A 16,172-nucleotide genomic window follows, 5' to 3' on the forward strand; every position below is an offset into this window, starting at 1 on the left:
ATAGGGAATAAAGAAGCTCATTTCGCGGTGCCGCTGGTAAATTCGTCGCATGTCTTCAACGTCCCTTTCCAGCCCGTCCATGCCTGCCATGCCCACCCTCAATCTCGCGCTGCGCCTCGACCGCGGCGATGTCTTCGGCGCCATCGAATGGACGCTCGCCAATGCCCGCCGCACCGGCCTGACCCTGGCCGGCATGGATTTCGACGCCGCCGCGCCGTGGGCGCTGACGCTGTCGGTCGCCGCCGCGGACGCGGACCTGCTGGCGCTGTTCGTCAGGCGCCTCGGCAACGGCGTGGACGTGCTGGAGGTGCGCGAAATCGCCAGCGCACCCGCGCTTGCGGCCGCCGCCCCGGCTCGGTATCCTCAGGCCGCCAACAGGCTGCCCCCGGGAACGTCTCATGCCGCTTCGTCTGCCACCCCTCTCGGCGCTGCGCTTCTTTGAAGCCGCCGGCAGGCACCAGAGTTTCAAGCTTGCCGCCGCCGAGCTGAACGTTACGCCGAGCGCGGTCAGCCACGGCATCGTCGGCCTGGAACAGGCGCTCGGCGTGGAGCTGTTCGTGCGCGAGCCGCGCGGGCTGGCGCTGACGCCGGCCGGGGCGGATTACCTGGCCTACATCTCGGAAGCGTTCGCGCTGATCGCCACCGGCACGCAGCGCCTGCCGGACCGCCGCGCCGGCCGCACCATCGCCGTGAGCTGCGCGCCGACGCTGGCCTCGCGCTGGCTGCTGCCGCGGCTGCAGGACTTCCGCCGCAGATGGCCGGACATCAGCGTCAGCGTCGATACCTCGCGGCGGCTGGTGGGATTCCCCGCCGACGGCTTCGACTTCGCCATCCGCATGAGCCGCGCGCCAGCGCCCGGCGCGGCGTGGGACCGCCTGTTCGGCGAACAGTTGCTGCCGGTATGCGGCCCGGCGTGCCGCGCCGGCGTGCTCGACGCGCAAGGCCACTTCGATCCGCGCCTGGCCACGCTGATCCATGTGGACACCGCCACCGAGGACTGGCCCGCGTGGCTGGCCGCCACCGGCATGCCGGACGCGGCGCCGGCCGGCAACCTGCACTTCGATACCATCCAGCTCGCGCTGGAAGCCGCCGCCGCGGGCCTGGGCGTGGCGCTGGGGCGGCGGCCGCTGGTCGACCGCGAACTGGCCGCCGGCACGCTGGTCACCCTCGGCGCGCCGCCGCTGGCCGCGCGCACGGCCTACTGGCTGGTCAGCGCCGAAGGCGTCGGCCAGATGCGGGGCCGGCCCGACCTCGCCGGCTTCCGGCAATGGCTGCTGGCCGAGGCGCGCGCCTGCGAGGATCACGCGCCCGCGAGCGCCGTGGCGCGCTGAGCCGCCCCGCCCGGGTGAGCATGGCTCACCCGCGGCCGAATTCTTTTCCTTTGCCGCGCGCCTGCCCCGCTGCCAGTATTGGCGCAGGAGGAAGTCCACCATGCCCACGGCGAAAATCCACGATGACCACGAACAGCGCTTCGTTTCCCTGCGCAACCCCGCGCTGCCGGTCGTGATAGCGGCCGCGCTGATCCTCAGCGCGGCGATGGGCGTGCGGCAGACCTTCGGGCTGTTCCTCGGGCCCTTGTCGTTCGACCGCGGCATGCCGGTCACGCTGATCGCCTTCGCGATCGCGCTCCACAATCTCGTCTGGGGCATCGCCCAGCCGTTCGCCGGCGCGGCGGCCGACCGCTACGGCTGCGCGCGCGTGGTGGCGTTCGGCGGCGCGGCCTTCGCGGCGGGGCTCGGGCTGGCGGCGGTGGCGCCGTCGGGCGCCATGCTGGTGGTCGGCATGGGCCTGCTGGTCGGCATCGGCATCAGTTGCACCAGCTTCGGCGTGGCGCTGACGGCGGTGGGCCGCGTGGCCAGCCCCGCGCAGCGCAGCATGGCGATGGGCATCGCCAGCGCCGGCGGATCGCTCGGCCAGGTGCTGGTGGTGCCGCTGGCGCAATCGGTCCGCGCGGGCGCGGGGGTCGGCGCCTCGCTCTACGTCCTCGCCGCCCTGATGCTGCTGGCGGCGCCGCTCGGCCTGCTGCTCGACAAGCGCGGCGCGGCCGGCACGCCCCAGGCGCAGCCGCCGGCGGCGCCGCTGCGCGCGGTGCTGGCGCTGGCATGCCGGCATCGCGGCTACCGGCTGCTCACGCTCGGCTTCTTTACCTGCGGCTTCCAGCTCGCCTTCATCGGCACGCACCTGCCGGGCTACCTGACGCTGTGCCACCTGCCCGCGAGCCTGGGCGCGACCGCGCTGGCGCTGATCGGGCTGTTCAACATGGCGGGCAGCTGGGCCTGCGGCTGGCTGGGCGGGCGCTTCCGCCAGCAATACGTGCTGGGCTGGCTCTACCTGGCGCGCGGCCTGGCCATCGCGGTCTTCCTGCTGCTGCCCAAGAGCGCGGCCTCGGTGATGGTATTCGCGGCCGTGATGGGCCTGACCTGGCTGGGCACGGTGCCGCTCACCAGCGGGCTGGTGGCGAAGGTCTTCGGCACGCGCCACCTGGGCACGCTGTTCGGCGTGTGTTTCCTCAGCCATCAGGTCGGCTCCTTCCTCGGCGCCTGGCTGGGCGGCTTCATGTTCGACCTGACCGGCTCCTACTCGGCAGTGTGGGCCGCCACGGCGCTGGCCGGGCTGGTGGCCGCGCTGCTGCACTTCCCCATCGACGACACCGCGGCCGGCACGCCCGCGCCGCAGCCGGCGCCGCGCGGCGCTGCCCCGCGCTCCGCCTGAGCGGCCTACCGAGCGGCCGCCGCCGCGCGGCCGGGCGCCCGGAACGCTACCGGCCGTCCGGCAGCAGCTCGATGCCGTCCAGCTCCGCGGCGCAGGTGTCGCGCACGATGGCGACGAAGTCGCGCACGTAGGGCCGCTGCGCCAGCGCCGCCGGCGTGGTGGCGTACAACTCGCTCCACAGCCCCTTGGCGCCGATGCGCTTGGCCAGCACGTAGTCGTGGTCGACGTAGTTCTTCACGCCCCAGTTGGGCAGCGCGGCCACGCCGCGTCGGCTCGCCACCAGTTGCAGCACGGCCACCGTCAGCTCCGCCGTGCGCCGCTGCAGCTTGATGCCGGCCGGCTCCAGCACTTCGCGGATCAGGTCGATGCGCTGCTCCGGCACCGGGTAGGTGATGAGGGTTTCGCCGGCCAGGTCCTGCGCCTCGATGCGGCGCTTGTTGCGCAACCGGTGCTCGTTGGCGATCACCGCCAGGATCTCGAAGCGGAACAGCGGCGCCACCGCCAGCCCGCGCTTGGCCGGCGGCAGCGAGCCGATCACCATGTCGGTCCGCCCCTCGGCCAGCAGCGCCAGCGGGTCGGCGTGAAAGCCCGCCACCAGGTCCACTTCCACCTCCGGCCAGCGGCGCCGGAACTCGTCCATCACGGGCATCAGCCAGTCGAAGCAGGTATGGCATTCGAGCACGATGCGCAGCTCGCCGCGCGTGTCGCCCTTGAGCCGGGCCAGATCGCGCTCGGCCGTGCTGATGGCCGCCAGCGTCTCGCGCGCCAGCGCCAGCAGGCGCTCGCCGGCGGGCGTGAAGCGCAGCCCCTGGCGCGTGCGGTCGAACAATGGCAAACCGTAGTGCGACTCGATGCCCTTGATCTGGTGGGACAGCGCCGACTGGCTCACGTGCACGCGCTCGGCGGCGGTGGCGAGCTTGCCGGACTCGGCGATCGCCACCAGGGAACGGAGGTGCCTGACTTCGATCATGGCGCGCTCCCGGCAAAACGCTTGACGGGAAATGGCCTGATGGGCCTGATGGGCCTGATGGGCCTGATGGGCCTGATGGGAAATGGCCTGATATGAAACATATTCATACGTTGATTAAATCTTATCGCTTGATTCATTCTACGCCGGATTCCACACTGGGCGCCATCGTCACACACCACATACGGAGTATCAGATGGCACGGACACATATCGCGGGCTTTCCCCGCATCGGCGCCCAGCGCGAACTGAAATTCGCCCAGGAGGCGTTCTGGCGCGGCGAGACCGGCGAAGCCAACCTGCGCGAGGTGGCCGCCGGGCTGCGCCAGCGCCACTGGCGCGCCCAGGCCGATGCAGGCCTGGACAGCGTGGCGGTGGGCGATTTCGCCTACTACGACCAGGTGCTCGGCATGAGCGCGCTGCTGGGCGCGCTGCCCGCGCGCTTCGACTTCGACGCGAAGCAGTTGAGCCTGGCGCAGTACTTCGAGCTGGCGCGCGGCAACAAGGCGCAGCCCGCCATGGAAATGACCAAGTGGTTCGATACCAACTACCACTACCTGGTGCCCGAGCTGGACGCGCAGACGCGCTTCGACGGCGGCGTGGACTGGTTCTTCGACGAGGTGGACGAAGCGCTGGCGCTGGGCCTGGTTGCCAAGCCGGTGCTGATCGGGCCGGTCACCTACCTGTGGCTGTCCAAGAGCCATGTGGAAGGCTTCGACCGCCTGAGCCTGCTGCCGGCGCTGGTGGCCGCCTACGCCCGCATCCTGGGCCGCCTGCGCGAGCGCGGCATCGAGTGGGTGCAGATCGACGAGCCGGCGCTGTGCCTGGACCTGGAACCGGCGTGGCTCGACGCCTATGACAGCGCCTACGCGGCGCTGGCCGGCACGGGCGTCAAGCTGCTGCTGGCCACCTACTTCGATACCGCCGCCGACCACGCGGCGCGCGCCGCCGCGCTGCCGGTGCAGGGCTTCCACATCGACCTGGTGCGCGCGCCGCAGCAGCTCGACGCGTGGCGCCGCGTGCTGCCCGCCGGCGCGGTGCTCTCGGCCGGCGTGATCGACGGCCGCAACATCTGGCGCACCGACCTGCGCCGCGCGCTGGCCTTGCTGGCGCCGCTGCAGGCCGAGCTGGGCGAGCGCCTGTGGGTGGCGCCGTCCTGCTCGCTGCTGCACGTGCCGGTGTCGCTCGAGGCCGAGCACAAGCTCGATGCCGAGATCCGCAGCTGGCTGGCCTTCGCCACGGAGAAGCTCGGCGAGGTGAGCGTGCTGGCGCGCGCGCTGGACGAGGGCGAAGCGGCCGTCGCGGCGGAACTGGCCGCCAACGACGCCGCGCTGGCCTCGCGCCGCAATTCGCGCCGCGTGGTCAACCAGCAGGTGCAGGCGCGCGTGGCCGCCGTCACCGCCGCCATGGCCGAGCGCAACAGCCCGTTCGAGGTGCGTATCGCGCGCCAGCGCGAGACGCTGCAACTGCCGGCGCTGCCCACCACCACCATCGGCTCCTTCCCGCAGACCGCGGCGATCCGCCAGACCCGCGCGGCCTACAAGCGCGGCGACATCGGCGCGCTGGAATACCTGCAGCGCATCCGCGCCGAGATCGAGACCGCCGTGCGCAAGCAGGAAGCGCTGGGCCTGGACGTGCTGGTGCACGGCGAGGCCGAACGCAACGACATGGTGGAATATTTCGGCGAGCAGCTGTGCGGCTACGCCTTCACCGCCAACGGCTGGGTGCAGAGCTATGGCTCGCGCTGCGTCAAGCCGCCGGTGATCTATGGCGACGTGTACCGCCCCGAGCCGATGACGGTGGAGACCACGCGCTACGCCCAGTCCCTCACCGAGCGGCCGATGAAAGGCATGCTCACCGGCCCGGTAACCATGCTGCAGTGGTCCTTCGTGCGCGACGACCAGCCGCGCTCGGCCACCACGCTGCAGCTCGCGCTGGCGATCCGCGACGAGGTGAGCGACCTGGAGCAGGCCGGCATCCGCATCATCCAGATCGACGAGCCGGCGCTGCGCGAGGGCCTGCCGCTGCGCAAGGGCGACTGGGCCGCCTACCTGGAATGGGCCGTGCGCGCGTTCAAGGTCTCGGCCGCCTCGGTGGCGGACCAGACCCAGATCCACACCCATATGTGCTATGCCGAGTTCAACGACATCCTGCCCGCCATCGCCGCGCTGGACGCCGACGTGATCACCATCGAGACCTCGCGCTCGGCGATGGAGCTGCTCGAAGGCTTCGGCGAATTCGACTACCCCAACGAGATCGGGCCAGGCGTGTACGACATCCATTCGCCGCGCGTGCCGAGCGTGGAGGCCATCACGCATCTGCTCGAACGCGCCTGCGAGGTCATCCCGCCGCAGCGCCTGTGGGTCAACCCGGACTGCGGCCTGAAGACGCGCGCATGGCCGGAGACCGAGGCCGCGCTGGCCAACATGGTAGCGGCCGCGCACGCACTGCGCGAGCGTGTCGGCGACGCCGGCACCACGCGCTGGCAGCGTGCCGGGACGGCCGGCCAGGCATCCCGCCACGCCACGCATGCAGGGGCCTGCGACTGCGCCACGCACGCGAGCTGAGCCGGCAAGGCTGCCTGCAGCGCGGGCAGCCCGCCTTGCTGTTTTCTTCCCTTCGGCATGCGCCGCCGCATGTGCCACGGCACGCGTTGCGGCATGCGTTGCAACATCCGTTGCGGCACTGTGTCACATAGCGCGCGGCAAGCCTTGTTTCGTATCGTACGCGGCTTGTCCAGCACGATACAAGGCGCGGTCCCACGCAGGACCGCTGCCGCAACGGAAGAAGATGAAACCAGCCACACACTGGAGGCGGCGCGCGGCCGCCTTGCCGGCCGCGGCATTCACCACGGCCGCCCTGGCCCAGGCCGGTCCCGGCGCCACGGTCACGCTGCCGCTCGCCACCGTGACCGCCAGCGCGCCAGGATCGCTCACGGTGCCTGCGGTGGGCCAGCAAAAGGAAATCCTGTTCGGCACGGCCGGCTCGGTCGGCTTCGTCGATGCCGCCGCGTATGGCGACAGCTACGCCGGCAACCTGCGCGACGTGCTCAAGGACGCGCCGGGCGTGTACGTGCAGGAACGCTACGGGCAGGAGCTGCGCCTGTCGGTGCGCGGCTCGGGCATCGCGCGCGGCTATCACGTGCGCGGCCTGGAGATCCTGCAGGACGGCGTGCCCACCAACTTTGCCGACGGCAGCGGAGACTACTACCAGATCGACCCGCTGGCCCTGAGCGCGGCCGAAGTCTACAAAGGCGGCAACGGCCTGGCCTACGGCAGCACCACGCTGGGCGGCGCGCTCAACTTCACCACGCCCACCGCGCTGACCGCCGACGCGCCCGGCCAGGTGCGCGTGGACGGTGGCAGCTTCGGCACGGCACGCGCCAGCGGCCAGGTCTCGCGCCGCATCGGCGCCTTCGATTTCCTCGCCAGCCTGAGCGTCAGCCACGCGGATGGCTTCCGGGCCCATGAGCGCGGCCAGTACGAGCAGTTCAACGCCAACTTCGGCTACCGCTTCAGCCCGGCGGTGGAAACGCGCTTTTACCTCGGCGCCTATGTCGTCGACCAGCAGTTGCCGGGCTCGCTCTCGCTCGGCGATGCGCTCGACAGCCCGCGCAAGGCGTCCGCCGGCGCGTTGTCGGGCGACCAGGCGCGCGACACGCGCACCGAGCGCGTGGCCAACGTCACCACCGTCAGGCTGGACGGCGGCCAGCTCGACTTCGGCACCTGGGTCATCCACAAGAGCCTGTACCACCCGATCTTCCAGGTCATCGACCAGGACTACTGGACCTATGGCTTCGCCCCGCGCTACACCGGCACCCACGCCGTCGGCGGCCTGCGCAACCAGGTCATCGCCGGCGCGCGCTTCTTCGGCGGCAACAACGATGCGCGCCAGTTCGTCAACAACGGCGGCAACCGCGGCGCGCAGACCCTCGACGCGGCGCAGGACGCCTACAACTACGAGGCCTACCTCGAGGACCGCCTGTGGGTCTTGCCCGCGGTTGCGCTCATGGCCGGCGCCAAGGCCTACCGCAGCGTGCGCGACTACCACGACTACGGCGGACTGGCGGCCAACCCGGCGGCCAGGTCGGACCGCGCCACCTTCAGCGGCGTCAATCCCAAGTTCGGCGTGCTGTGGGAACCGGCGCACGCGGTGCAGGCCTTCGCCGACATCGCCCGCAGCGCCGATGTGCCGGACTTCACCGACCTGACCCAGACCATCGCCACCACCACGCGCTTCGTGCCGCTGGCCGCGCAACACGGCTGGACCCTGGAGATCGGCACGCGCGGCACGCGCGAACGCTTTGCGTGGGACGTGACGGCCTACCGCTCGCTGGTGCGCGACCAGTTGCTGCAATACACCACCAGCCCGGACGTGCCCGCCGCCACCTTCAACGCCGGGCGCACCACGCTGCAGGGCGTGGAACTGGGCGTGTCCGGCGACGTGCTGCGCAACGTGTTCGGCGCCGGCGACAAGTTCACGCTGTCGCAACTGTGGAGCTACAGCGATTTCCGCTTCGACAACGACCCGCAGTACGGCAACAACCGCATCGCGGGCGTGCCCGCGCACGTGCTGCGCACCACCGTCGCCTACAGCCGCGCGGGCGGACTGCGCGTAGCCGGCACCCTCGACTGGGTGCCGGGCGGCGCCTACGTGGACTATGCGAACACCTTGCGCACGCCGGGGTACGCGCTGTTCGGCCTGCAGGCCAGCTACGCATTCCGGCGCGCGGTGACGGTCTTCCTGGATGCCAGGAACCTGGGGAACAAGCGCTACGTAAGCGACTTCAGCACCGTGGCGGATGCGCGCACGGCCAATACCGCGGTGTTCTATCCCGGCACGGGACGTGCCTTCTACGCCGGGGTGAAGTACCAGTTCTGAAGGCCGCGGCCGGAGCGGCGCATGCCGCCCCGCCGTTTGCTTCAGTCGATCCGCTCGACCGGGGGCGCCACCCAGGTACCGTCGATCATGGCCTGCCTGGGCCAGTAGACGCGCAGCATCAGGTTGAAGCCGTCCGGCGGCGCCGGCAGCCAGTTGGGTACCTGGCTGGCGGGCGGGCGCGCATTCTGGATGACGATGTCGAGCGAGCCGTCGCGGTTGTACTTGAGGCGGTCGCGGTCGCCGATCGCGTAGCGGTTCAGCGGGTTCGCCACGAACGCCTGCTTGTCGTTGTAGAGCGTGAGCGACCAGAACGCATTGGTCGGCGGCAACTGGTTCTTGTCGAAATGCACCACGTAGCGTTTCGACCCGTTCAGCGGCTTGCCGGCCGAGTCGACGCGCGTGCTGGGATAGAGCGCGTCAGCGGGCAGGTTGGCGCCCAGCCCCATCCATGCCACCAGCGCGCGCTTGCCATACGCGGTACCGTAATCGCCGAGGTCGCGGCGGACCGTCCATTCCGCCCCGGTATCGGCGCCGCGCCTGGCCGCGTCCACGATGCCGGCCAGCGCCGTGGTGGCGCCTTCCTGCACGGCGCGGGCCGTGGCAGGCTCCAGCGCGGTCACGGAGAACGGCGCGCCGGGCACGATGCCGAGTTTCTTCATCGACGCGACCATCGCCGCGTCGGCCGGCGCCGGCGGATTGGCCGGCAGCAGCGCGGCGAAGCGCGTGAAGAACGCCTGCGCATCCATCGCCGCCACCTGCTCGGCCGGCGGCGTGTCCACGTCCGCCGCGCTGCTCGCCGGCGCGGCCCGGGGCCGCGCCTTGCCGCCGCTCTGCCACACCGACAGCGGCATCAGCCGATACTGGTTCTGCAGGCGGCGCACCGCCGCGTAGTCCTGCTTGCCGTTGGTCTGGGTACGGCCGATCAGCCAGGCCATCTCGGTGGGAGAGCGGATTTCCTTCACGCCGGGCGGCAGCGTGCCCTTCCACCGCGGGCCGGTGATGGCGAACACGATTTTCTTCGTGCCGGTGGTGCGCTTGCCCGGCGAGGCGAACACGTTGGTCCACGCGTCCATCATCGGCATCAGGTAATAGCGGCCGCGGGTGTCGGGCAGGGACAGGACCTGCGGTTCCTCGCTCAGGTCCAGCCATGCCGACGAATAAAGCGTATCGGCGTTGGGGCTGACCACGTCGGTGAAGGTGGCATCCGGGAAGCTGCGCTTATGCGCGAAGGTATTGACCGGCGTGCGCGCGGTCATGACCTCGCGCGTGACATCCATCAGCACCAGCGGATAAGCGTAGGTGAAGACCTGGGCCGACAAGGCCTTGACGGTCGCATCCGGCTGGCTGGAGGCGCCTTGCGGCGCCTGCGCCTTCTGCGGCGCCGCGGCGCAACCTGCCAGCAGCAGGCCGAGGGCTGCCGCGCCCGCGATTTGGCGAATCGAAAAACTCATGACCCCGATCCCTTTTTTGGTTTGACTACCCGTCATGTCGGTTACCGCTGAAGCGGAGATATTTTCCCGCATGAAGGTGTGATTTTATTCGATCGATGATGGGCTGGCGAGTCCGCCCTTGTCAATTCGCCAGTGGGAATTAATGCGGCGCAGCGCACCAAGCACCAGCCTTATGGCGGTTGCGCCGGCCGGGAATCGGGAGCCTCCGTCTGGCCGCGCCGCTTGTCGCCCGCATGCTTCTTGCAGGAGCGCCGGCCTGGCCCGGCCGGCTCTCGCCTGTTCCTCCGCGCAGGGTGCCCGGCCGTTGACACGCCGGGCCTTGTGCGTCATCCGGCTTTTGTCATCCGGCTCTTCCTTCCCGCCGGAATTGAAGGGTAAACCACCCTCTGATCCACCCTTAAATAGCACCCGCAATAAGACCATTCTTATATGAAATCGTAAAAACCACAATTAGAATTCTCTCATCGCCAATAAAGAAATTTCCTGCTCAAGCCGCAGATCCATCTCGACACGGGAGGAAAGACAAAACAGGGAAACCGTCGAACGGGGAAACCAGCCGCGTATCCGGACCACGACACCGGGACCATCGAATAATCGACGGCCCGCCGCACGATTCTTGCCCGGAAAAATCGCGGGATAACCAGATCCATTCAGAAAACAAAATGGCGCCTGCGTTCGGCACGCAGGCGCGGGGCCTCCTTTTGTCCGGCGGCCCGATAACTCCTGCATCGGAGGCGCCCTCATGCCCGCCTGGAAACCGCCCTTTCCTGCTTCCCTTTGCTCCGGCATTGCCCTGGCGCTGGCCGCCTGCGGCGGTGGCGGCGACGGCCCGGCCAGCGGCAACACGCCGTCCGCCGCGCCGGATGCGCCTGCCTGCGCATCCCCCGCCGAGGTCACCGCCGATACCGTGCTCGACGGTGCCTGCGTGTACAAGCAGGCCTTCACGATCACCCGCTCCGACGTCACGCTGGACTGCAACGGCGCCACCATCGACGGCCGCGGCACCGATGCCAGGGGCATCTACGTGGACTCGCGCGGCAACGCACTGCGCAACGTCACCATCCGCAACTGCCACCTGAAGAACCAGGCCTCGGTGGGCATCGCGATCGGCTGGAGCGGTTCGCTGGCGGCCAGGCTGCTGGCCTACTCCCGCGACGAGATCTACGCCCGCACGCCGCAGCAGGTGCTGATCGAGAATGCCAGCGTGGACGGCGCGGGCAACGCCGGCATCTATCTAGAGACCTATGCGTCCGGCAACACGCTCAGCCATGTCACCGTGACCAACTCGCGCGGCCCGGGCGTGTACCTGGATGCCTCGACGCGCGGCAACCGGATCGTGAACTCCACGTTCACCGGCAACGGCCTGCCACGCACCCGCGAAGCCATCGCCATCGATTCCTCGGCCGGCAACACCATCGCCGGCAACAAGTTCGGCGGCAACGCCCTGGCCGCGATCACGCTCTACAAGAACTGCGGCGAGAACCAGGGCCCGGCGCGCTGGCAGCACTCGGACGGCAACCTGATCCAGGACAACGATTTTGCCGCGGAAAACGTCGGCGTCTGGATCGCATCCCGGCAGAGCCGGGACCTGAGCAACTGGAATTGCGGCGATCCCTCCTACTACGCCGGCCGCTATTTCCTCGATTATGCGCAGGACAACCAGGTGATAAGCAACCGCTTCAGCAATGTCTGGCAGGGCGTCGTCGTGGAGGACGACAATAATACGGTGAGCGGAAATACCTTTTCCGGCGCCAGAAGCGCCGATATCGTGACCGGCGCACAATATCGGGCCATGTATCTCGGACGCCCCGTTTCGGGGCTGATCGCGCAAGACAATACCTACCTGCCGTAGACGACGCAGCGATGACGACAAAGCAGCAAAAATCCCCCGAAGGGGCGGGATTGTACCCATGCGGTTGCGCACTACAATGCCGCTGCACAACACCGATGCCACCCCGGAAAACGCTGCCCGCTGCCGTTCGGCAAACACCAGCAGGACCGCCAGAGTCCTGCAGAGGCGCGTATACGGAGCCGTAAAAATGACACAGGAAGCACGGCAATGACGTTTTACCTTCTGGGGTTCGTGGCTTTCGAAGCCATCTGGTTTTTTCCGTTCAGGAAAGTCTTCCGCGCCGCGCACTTCGGCGCGCCCTATGCCTACCTGTCCTTGATCCCCTTGATGGGACCGCTGCTGTGCATCTGGATCCTGGCGGCGCGGCCGTGGCCGCTCAAGACCAAGCTGGTGCGCACGTTCTCCGTGCCCTGACGGCCCAGCGCGGGCACGCGCGGCCGCGTCGCCATGCACGGAATCGGGGCGAGGGTATCGCCCGATTCCGCCCGATGTCGAACGTCCATGACCATGTAGCGGGACCAACACCGCCCGTACATGATCCAGACAGGAGACATTGCCATGGACCGACGACATTTCCTTGCGACCGCCGCTGCCGTGGCCGCGGCCGGCGCGCTGCCTGCCTTCGCGGCCAGCTGGCCCAGCCGCCCGCTGCGCCTGGTGGTCGCTTATCCGGCCGGCGGCGGCACGGACGTGGTGGCGCGGCTGTTCGCCGACTTCCTCGGCAAGGCGCTCGGCCAGTCGGTAGTGGTGGAGAACAAGCCCGGCGGCGCCACGATTCCCGCCACGCAGGACGTCATCCGCGCCAGGCCCGACGGCCACACCCTGCTGATGACGCTGGGTTCGTCGGCCACCTCGGGCGCCCATATCAACAAGGTGCCCTACGACCCGCTCAATGACCTGACCGCGCTGGCCGAGGCAGCGCGCGCGCCGGTGCTGCTGGTGGCAACGAAGAACGCGCCCTTCTCGACGCTGGCCGAGATGATCGCCTGCTCCAGGACCGCCAGGGCGCCGCTGCATTCGGCCTCGTACGGGCCGGGCACCTCCTCGCATTTCGGCCCGCTGCTGCTCAACAAGCTCGCCGGCAGCCGCCTCGAGCCGGTGCTGTACAAGGGTTCGGCGCCAGCCACGCAGGACCTGGTGGGCGGCGTGGTGCCGCTCATGATCGACGGGCTCACCACGGCCGTGCCGCTGTACCAGTCCGGCAAGACCAAGGCGCTGGCCATCACCACCTCCGAGCGTTCGGACATGGCGCCGGGCGTGCCCACCTTCCGCGAGCAGGGCCTGGCGGACATGGAGCAGTTGAGCGGCTATTTCGCGCTGTTCGGGCCCAGGGCCATGCCGGCGGACGTGGTGGCCGCGGTCTCGGCCGCGATCCGCAAGGTGCTCGTCGACCCCGCCTATCACAAGCGCCTGTTCGCGGTGGGCGTGCTGCCGCCGCAGGCCATCACGCCGCCGGTGTTCGCCGCGCAGGTCAAGGCGGACTACCTGCGCTGGGGCGAGTTCATCAAGGAAATCGGCTTCAGCATCGACGCCTGAAGCCGCGGGCGCTCAGGTGGCCCTAAGGTGGCCCTCAGGTGGCGCTAAGGTGGCACTCATGCGGGGCTCAGGCATGGGCCTCGCGCGGGCGCGCCGGCCAGCCGCGTGCGCTCGGCCGCCGCCGCAAGCCAGGCCGCGGCCTGATCCGGGATGGTGACCGGCAGCATGTGCCCGCCGGGCACCAGTTCCAGCTCCAGTGCCGGCAGCTTGTCCTTCATGGCCTGGCCGTGCGCGCGCCAGTCAAGGATGGCGTCGGCGGTGCCGTACAGGATGCTGACCGGCAGCGCCAGCGATGCATAGCGCCCGGCCATCGACGGCAGGTCCTCTGCCAGGCTGGTCATGTCGGACGACGCGGCATAGAAAGCACCGGGCCGCAGCCCGAGCAAGCCGCCGCCGGCCGTGCCGAAATCGGCCGGCGGCCGCTCCGGGCTGAAGACGAATTCCAGCATGTCGCGCCCGCGCAGGATCGAGCGCGGGACGGCCAGTGTCCAGGCAACCGCGCGCCGCAGCGCGGCCGGCGAGACCGCCAGCGCGCGGAACACGGCGGGCGTGCCCGCCACCGGATGCGTCAGCGGCGCGATCAGCGCCAGGCCGGCCGCCGCGCCCGGATGGTCGAGCGCCACGCCAAGCGCGACCGCGCCGCCCAGCGAGTGCCCCACCAGCAGGGGATCCTTCAGGTCCAGCGCCCGCATGAACTTGGCGATGACCTCGCTCTGCGTGCGCAGGCGCGCCGACATGCCCGCCGGACGGGTCGAATAGCCCGACCCGGGCCGGTCGACCAGGATCACGCGGAAGCGCGGGGTCAGGCGCTCCAGCAGCGCGTAGGAAAAGTTGCCGGTCTGTCCGCCCAGTCCGTGCACCATCACGATGACCGGGCCCTGGCCCTGGTCGATGTAGTGCAGGCGGGCGCCGTCGATCTCGATGAACTTGCCGCGCGGCGGCAGCGCCTTCTCGACCTTGCGCGCGATAAAGGCAGTGAATGCCACCAGGCCGAGAATGACGGCGGCGACGACGGCGATGCAGGCAATCAGTATGGTCATGGTGTCCTTTCGTTTTTCGTCTCTTCCTCAACCGCGCGCCGATTCCGCCGCGCTGGCGGGCGCCGGCATGCGCGGCGCGGGCTGGCCGGCCCGCCCGAATTCCATCGCACCGTCCTCGACCTTGCCGAACTTGAGCGCCATCAGGTCGAACAGGTAGTTCTGGTGGACCTTCCACGGACGCTTGCGGCCCTGCCTGGGCAGGATGCCGCTGGCGCGCTGCACGTAGCCGGAGGTCAGCGACAGCGACGGCTCCTCGCCGTCGCCGGCCGCGCCGCCGCGCCGCGGCGCGCACCAGGCATGGCCGTTCGCGTCCATGTGGTTGATGAGCCGGCACACGTACATCGACGACAGCTCCGCCTTCAGCGTCCAGGACGCATTGACGTAGCCCATCGCCACGGCCAGGTTGGGCACGTCGCTGTACATCATGCCCTTGTACATGAAGGCTTGCGCCGGATCGGCCGGCACGCCGTCCACTTCGATCTTCATGCCGCCCGCCACCTTCAGTTTCAGCCCGGTGGCCGTGACGACGATGTCCGCGTCGAGCTGCTGCCCCGAACGCAGTTGCAGGCCGGTCTCGGTGAAGGATTCGATATGGTCGGTCACCACCGACGCCTGGCCGGCACGGATCGACTTGAACAGGTCCGAGTCCGGCACCAGGCACAGGCGCTGGTCCCACGGCTTGTAGGAAGGCGTGAAGTGCTTGTCGATGTCGTAGTCCGGGCCCAGCTGCGCGCGCGCGGCCTGGAGGATCTTGCGCTTGACCAGCTCCGGCTTCTTGCGCGCGAGATTGTAGAAGTACATGCCGAACAGCACGTTCTTCCAGCGCGTGGCGCGATGCGCCATGCCCGCCGGCAGCTTGCGCTGCAGCCATGCGGACACGGCATCGCTGGACGGGCGCGCGACGATGTAGGTGGGCGAGCGCTGCAGCATGGTCACGTGCGCGGCGCGCCTGGCCATTTCCGGGAGCAGCGTCACCGCGGTGGCGCCGCTGCCGATCACCACCACGCGCTTGCCGTCGTACGCCAGGTCTTCGGGCCAGTGCTGGGGATGCACCACGCGGCCGCCGAAGCGCTCCATGCCCGGCCAGCCCGGCATGTAGCCGTCGGCGTAGTCGTAGTAGCCGCTGCACAGATAGAGGAAATTGCAGGTGAAGCGCGCCGGCTCGCCCCGCGGGCCCACGGCGGCCTCCACCGTCCAGCGCGCGGTCTCGGACGACCACGACGCGCGCGTGGCGCGGTGGCCGAAGCGGATATGGCGCTCGATGTCGAAGGCCCTGGCCGTGTCGCGGATGTATTCGAGGATGGCGCCGCCGGCGGCGATCGACTTGTCGCTGCGCCACGGCCGGAAGCTGAAGCCCAGCGTGTACATGTCCGAGTCCGAGCGCACGCCGGGATAGCGGAACAGGTCCCAGGTGCCGCCGATCGCCTCGCGGCCCTCCAGGATCGCATAGCGCTTGCCGGGGCAACTGGCTTGCAGGTGATAGGCCGCGCAGATGCCGGACAGCCCGGCTCCCACCACCAGCACGTCGAAATGAAGGACTTGCTGTGCCGCGTCCGGGTCCGGAACCGTTGCGCGCGCCGGGGGATGCGCCTTGTCTGCGTTGCCTGATAGCATCGATCGTCTCCTGTTGTTCGGCTGCGGCCGCGCGCATCCGCATCGCATTTCCGCGGTGCCGGCGTGCCGTCTTCCGACTAGACTAGGGTGTTCACCCTAATTAATCAACCGAGATCGCCC

General features: G+C 69.4%; 12 protein-coding genes. 8 read left to right on the plus strand and 4 right to left on the minus strand.

The features are described 5' to 3' along the window. Positions 1–88: 88 nt before the first annotated feature. The 3 genes from ACKI2N_RS27810 to ACKI2N_RS27820 all read left to right on the plus strand — a co-directional run bounded on the left by ACKI2N_RS27810 (position 89) and on the right by ACKI2N_RS27820 (position 2,712). Entirely contained in the window at positions 89–442 is a 354-nt protein-coding gene (locus ACKI2N_RS27810; protein WP_420995397.1) for a hypothetical protein, read from the plus strand. Beyond that, positions 399–1,331: a LysR substrate-binding domain-containing protein gene (locus ACKI2N_RS27815; protein ID WP_420995396.1), complete on the plus strand. Its 933-nt coding sequence runs from the start codon at positions 399–401 to the stop codon at positions 1,329–1,331. Before ACKI2N_RS27810 ends, ACKI2N_RS27815 begins: the two co-directional genes overlap by 44 nt. 100 nt (positions 1,332–1,431) lie before the next feature. Then, positions 1,432–2,712, plus strand: a complete 1,281-nt coding sequence (locus tag ACKI2N_RS27820) for an MFS transporter (RefSeq protein ID WP_420995395.1) — start codon at positions 1,432–1,434, stop codon at positions 2,710–2,712. 46 nt (positions 2,713–2,758) lie between these two features. On the opposite strand, the gene ACKI2N_RS27825 is transcribed toward ACKI2N_RS27820, so the two are convergent. Further along, entirely contained in the window at positions 2,759–3,682 is a 924-nt protein-coding gene (locus tag ACKI2N_RS27825; RefSeq protein WP_420995394.1) for a LysR family transcriptional regulator, read from the minus strand. A 193-nt stretch (positions 3,683–3,875) separates the two neighbouring features. On the opposite strand from ACKI2N_RS27825, the gene metE reads away from it, so the two are divergent. Together metE and ACKI2N_RS27835 are read left to right on the plus strand one after the other, a co-directional pair. Beyond that, positions 3,876–6,245, plus strand: coding sequence for a 5-methyltetrahydropteroyltriglutamate--homocysteine S-methyltransferase (metE, locus tag ACKI2N_RS27830; protein WP_420995393.1), 2,370 nt, complete (start codon positions 3,876–3,878; stop codon positions 6,243–6,245). A 223-nt stretch (positions 6,246–6,468) separates the two neighbouring features. Further along, positions 6,469–8,559, plus strand: a complete 2,091-nt coding sequence (locus ACKI2N_RS27835) for a TonB-dependent receptor family protein (RefSeq protein WP_420995392.1) — start codon at positions 6,469–6,471, stop codon at positions 8,557–8,559. 41 nt (positions 8,560–8,600) lie between these two features. Here ACKI2N_RS27835 and ACKI2N_RS27840 read toward each other — a convergent pair whose 3' ends face one another. Continuing rightward, entirely contained in the window at positions 8,601–10,010 is a 1,410-nt protein-coding gene (locus ACKI2N_RS27840; protein ID WP_420995391.1) for a DUF1254 domain-containing protein, read from the minus strand. Between the two features lie 742 nt (positions 10,011–10,752). Here ACKI2N_RS27840 and ACKI2N_RS27845 point away from each other — a divergent pair. The 3 genes from ACKI2N_RS27845 to ACKI2N_RS27855 all read left to right on the plus strand — a co-directional run bounded on the left by ACKI2N_RS27845 (position 10,753) and on the right by ACKI2N_RS27855 (position 13,398). Continuing rightward, positions 10,753–11,862 (plus strand): right-handed parallel beta-helix repeat-containing protein, encoded by a 1,110-nt coding sequence (locus ACKI2N_RS27845; protein ID WP_420995390.1) that lies wholly within the window; start codon positions 10,753–10,755, stop codon positions 11,860–11,862. A 207-nt stretch (positions 11,863–12,069) separates the two neighbouring features. Beyond that, entirely contained in the window at positions 12,070–12,276 is a 207-nt protein-coding gene (locus ACKI2N_RS27850; protein ID WP_420995389.1) for a hypothetical protein, read from the plus strand. A 144-nt stretch (positions 12,277–12,420) separates the two neighbouring features. After that, a complete protein-coding gene (locus tag ACKI2N_RS27855; RefSeq protein WP_420995388.1) occupies positions 12,421–13,398 on the plus strand; it encodes a tripartite tricarboxylate transporter substrate binding protein in 978 nt (325 codons plus the stop codon). Between the two features lie 56 nt (positions 13,399–13,454). On the opposite strand, the gene ACKI2N_RS27860 is transcribed toward ACKI2N_RS27855, so the two are convergent. Then, a complete protein-coding gene (locus tag ACKI2N_RS27860) occupies positions 13,455–14,438 on the minus strand; it encodes an alpha/beta fold hydrolase (protein ID WP_420995387.1) in 984 nt (327 codons plus the stop codon). A 27-nt stretch (positions 14,439–14,465) separates the two neighbouring features. After that, positions 14,466–16,052: a flavin-containing monooxygenase gene (locus ACKI2N_RS27865; RefSeq protein WP_420995386.1), complete on the minus strand. Its 1,587-nt coding sequence runs from the start codon at positions 16,050–16,052 to the stop codon at positions 14,466–14,468. Positions 16,053–16,172 lie beyond the last annotated feature (120 nt).

It is taken from the genome of Cupriavidus sp. 30B13, from assembly GCF_049059565.2.
GTDB lineage: Bacteria > Pseudomonadota > Gammaproteobacteria > Burkholderiales > Burkholderiaceae > Cupriavidus.

What these genes read in the sequence shown, in the direction of transcription:
- ACKI2N_RS27810 (WP_420995397.1), top strand. Translation starts at nt 89, where the DNA reads ATGCCCACCCTCAATCTCGCGCTGCGCCTCGACCGCGGCGATGTCTTC.
- ACKI2N_RS27815 (WP_420995396.1), top strand. Translation starts at nt 399, where the DNA reads ATGCCGCTTCGTCTGCCACCCCTCTCGGCGCTGCGCTTCTTTGAAGCC.
- ACKI2N_RS27820 (WP_420995395.1), top strand. Translation starts at nt 1,432, where the DNA reads ATGCCCACGGCGAAAATCCACGATGACCACGAACAGCGCTTCGTTTCC.
- ACKI2N_RS27825 (WP_420995394.1), bottom strand. Translation starts at nt 3,682, where the DNA reads ATGATCGAAGTCAGGCACCTCCGTTCCCTGGTGGCGATCGCCGAGTCC.
- metE (WP_420995393.1), top strand. Translation starts at nt 3,876, where the DNA reads ATGGCACGGACACATATCGCGGGCTTTCCCCGCATCGGCGCCCAGCGC.
- ACKI2N_RS27835 (WP_420995392.1), top strand. Translation starts at nt 6,469, where the DNA reads ATGAAACCAGCCACACACTGGAGGCGGCGCGCGGCCGCCTTGCCGGCC.
- ACKI2N_RS27840 (WP_420995391.1), bottom strand. Translation starts at nt 10,010, where the DNA reads ATGAGTTTTTCGATTCGCCAAATCGCGGGCGCGGCAGCCCTCGGCCTG.
- ACKI2N_RS27845 (WP_420995390.1), top strand. Translation starts at nt 10,753, where the DNA reads ATGCCCGCCTGGAAACCGCCCTTTCCTGCTTCCCTTTGCTCCGGCATT.
- ACKI2N_RS27850 (WP_420995389.1), top strand. Translation starts at nt 12,070, where the DNA reads ATGACGTTTTACCTTCTGGGGTTCGTGGCTTTCGAAGCCATCTGGTTT.
- ACKI2N_RS27855 (WP_420995388.1), top strand. Translation starts at nt 12,421, where the DNA reads ATGGACCGACGACATTTCCTTGCGACCGCCGCTGCCGTGGCCGCGGCC.
- ACKI2N_RS27860 (WP_420995387.1), bottom strand. Translation starts at nt 14,438, where the DNA reads ATGACCATACTGATTGCCTGCATCGCCGTCGTCGCCGCCGTCATTCTC.
- ACKI2N_RS27865 (WP_420995386.1), bottom strand. Translation starts at nt 16,052, where the DNA reads ATGCTATCAGGCAACGCAGACAAGGCGCATCCCCCGGCGCGCGCAACG.